The 371-nt window shown below is 55.8% G+C and carries 1 protein-coding gene; it reads right to left on the reverse strand.

Annotation, left to right across the window (positions count from 1 at the left end; translation table 11 throughout):
* Positions 1 to 18: 18 nt before the first annotated feature.
* Positions 19 to 371: hypothetical protein (locus tag DBV35_RS29470; protein WP_205648950.1), on the reverse strand; the 353-nt coding region annotated here is incomplete at its 5' end.

Consider the following 371-nt stretch of genomic DNA (forward strand, 5'->3'; position numbering starts at 1 on the left):
CCGATCTTGGGGAACGTGTTACGCATAAACAAGGCGATGAAGGGCGCTTTCCGTTTTGAAGACGCGGGCGTTTAAAACAGAGAGTCCTGCTTCATGTTCGGCGAGGGCAGGCAGCACTTTGTCTTCAAGGATGGATGTGATACGGGTGAGGTCGCCTTTCATATGATGAAGGTCGTGCGCCATCGCCTCGTATTTGGCGGTCAGCACTTCTTGCCCATGGCGGAGCGCTTCAACGATCGCCTTCGTTTCGTTCGTGCGCTCATCAAGCAGGTCGATTCGCCGTGCAAGCGTGTTCGTCTGTTCGTGCAGTTGGGCGACTTGGTGTTCGACGGTGCCCATGCGTTCGCTCAGTTGGGCGACTTGGTGTTCGA

Source organism: Acuticoccus kandeliae, from assembly GCF_003073115.1.